The organism is Streptomyces sp. 15-116A (assembly GCF_025290915.1).
Classification (GTDB): Bacteria; Actinomycetota; Actinomycetes; order Streptomycetales; family Streptomycetaceae; genus Streptomyces.
Genome location: NZ_JAOCQE010000478.1, coordinates 1 through 2,477 on the forward strand (window position 1 = coordinate 1; position 2,477 = coordinate 2,477).

Sequence of the window (2,477 nt, forward strand, 5' to 3'; positions counted from 1 at the left end):
GGGGTCGGCCGGGCCCTGTGCGTAAGGCGCCTGCGCGGCCGTCGGTCCGGTGGCGCGAGCCGGCTGCGCGGCGGTCGGTCCGGTCGCGTGCGGCTGTACGGCGGTCGGTCGGTTGGCGTGCGGGAACGGGGACCCGGCACCGTCCGGCCCGGTCTCGTGCGGCAGCGGTACGTGCGCGTCGGTGGCCCGGGTCGGCACGTACAGCTGCGCCGAGTCGGGCCTGCGCCCCTCCGCCGCCTCCGCGAGCATCTGCTCGGCCGCCGCGGCGTCGGGGCGGTCGGCCGGATCCTTGTTCAGCAGGGCGTTGATGACGGGGGCGAGCGGTCCGGCGTGCCGCGCCTCGGCGGCCTCCTCCTCGACGACCGCCTGCATGGTGGTCAGCGGTGAGGTGCGGCGGAACGGCGACCTGCCCTCGACCGCCGTGTACAGGGTGGCGCCGAGCGCCCACAGGTCGGAGGCCGGCCCCGGATCGTGGCCGCGCACCCGCTCGGGCGCGAGGTAGTCGACCGAGCCGACGACCTCTCCGGTCCGGGTGATGGCGGTGTCGCCGTCGATCTGCGCGATGCCGAAGTCGGTGAGCAGCACCCGGCCGTCGTCGCCGAGGAGAACGTTGCCGGGCTTGACGTCACGGTGCAGTACGCCCGCCTTGTGCGCGGCGCGCAACGCGCGTAGCACCCACATGCCGACGCGCGCCGCCTCGCGGGGTTCGACGCGGCCCTCCTCCTTGACCGCGTCGGCCAGCGAACGGCCCTCGACCAGTTCCATCACGATCCACGGCCGGCCGTCGTGCTCCAGCACGTCGTGCACCGTGACGACCGCGGAGTGGTTGATCCGAGCCGCCGCGCGTGCCTCGGCGCGGGTCCGCGCGAGCAGCATCGCCTGCTCGCTGTCGGAGACGTAGAGCGCGGCGGTCAACTCCTTGATGGCGACGGATCGGTGCAGCACCTCGTCGTGCGCACGCCACACCCGGCCCATGCCACCGCTGCCGATGGACGCGCCGAGCCGGTAGCGGCCCGCGACGAGCGAGCCCTGCATCTGATTCACGTTGCCCCGCAATGGTCTTGACAGGGTCAGGGTAAGGACCCACCCCCATCCTGGGAACGGGCGGGGTGCCACGGAGACCGCACTGTGATGGTTGTCGCGCCGCGCGACGCCGGACAACCACAGCGGGTGCGCGAGCGTACGTGCTCCGTCAGCCGGTGAACCGGTAGGTGGCCGCCGCCTGCTCGTACAGCCGGGTCACCTCGTCCCGTTCGCCCTCCGGACCGCGGACCTGCACCACGTGATAGCGGCCGTCGATCAGCACGGCGAGGTTGCGGACGTACAGCTCGCCCCCGTCACCGCCGGTCCAGGTGAACTGCCCCTCCGCCATGGTGCGTCCGCCCACCTCGATGGTCTTCAGCCCGGTGGAGGTGGCCCAACTGGAGTCGCGGTACGGCTGGAGCTCACGCTCGTCGTCCCGCTGATACGCCATCGGATCGCTGCCGTACCGCTCCGCGCTGTCCCGGCCCGGCACGACGATCAGCTCGAAGTCTCCGCGGGAGTAGACGATCTGGCCGCTGCCGTTCTTCCCGGTGCGCTGCCAGTCCTCGGCCACGGCGACCTGGAATCCCTCGGAATCCTTGCGCAGCGTGAAGCCCTCTGCGACCTCGGGGCCGGTGGTCTGCGTCTCGGTGGAGCCGGCCGATTCTTCAGGGCTGTTGCCGGGGCTGTCCTTCGGGTCCTCCGGTTCGGACGCGGTCTCGTCGTCACCGCCCGGCCCACCGCCCGCCTCCCGCGACGGCGGCGCCTGGCTGACCTCCCCGGTCGCCCCGGCGCCCTTGGTGTCCTCCCCCGCCTTCGGCATGAACAGCATGGCGTACGCGATGGCGGCGGCCATGACGAGCAGCACCAGCAGAAGCAGGGTGCGCCCGAGCCTGCGCGGGGAACGGGCGCTCTGCTTGGCCCGCTTGTGCCGGCCGTGGTGAGCGGGCAGCTGCGCACGCCGTCTGCGCACCAGCTCGCCCCGGCGACGCACCACCGGCAGCCGGCTGCCTTCCAGGGGCGGGGCCGTGATGACGTGCAGGCCGGCCTCCGGCTCGGGCGCCGACCGCACCAGTGAGCGCAGCCAGCCGCGCAGTTCCTCGACGTCCGGCCGCTCGGTGGGGTCCTGGCGCAGCAGTGACTCCACGACCGGCCGGAGCGGTCCGCACTCCTCGGCGAACGCGGGCGGCTCGGCACACACCATCTGCACCAGCTCGGCCGTCGACTCCTCCGGGTACGGCGCATGTCCCTGTACGGCCCGGAACAACAGCGCGCCCAGCGCCCACAGGTCGGTCGCGGGACCGATCGGCGCGGCCAGCTGCCAGTTCTCGTGCACGGGCCCGGCCTGCTCCGGTGCCCACCGCTCCGTCACCGGCCCGATGACGGCCATCCGCGCCTGCCGCGCCCGCTCGGCGGCCAACGCGCTGGTGGGCCCGCGCGGCACGGGCGTCTGC

At 73.6% G+C, this 2,477-nt stretch carries 2 protein-coding genes; both read right to left on the minus strand.

The window, feature by feature from the left end; genetic code table 11:
* A partial coding sequence (locus N4P33_RS34595) for a serine/threonine-protein kinase (RefSeq protein ID WP_260830873.1) occupies nt 1-1,035 on the minus strand: 1,035 nt, incomplete at its 3' end.
* Between the two features lie 157 nt (nt 1,036-1,192).
* A partial coding sequence (locus N4P33_RS34600; RefSeq protein WP_260830874.1) for a serine/threonine protein kinase occupies nt 1,193-2,477 on the minus strand: 1,285 nt, incomplete at its 5' end.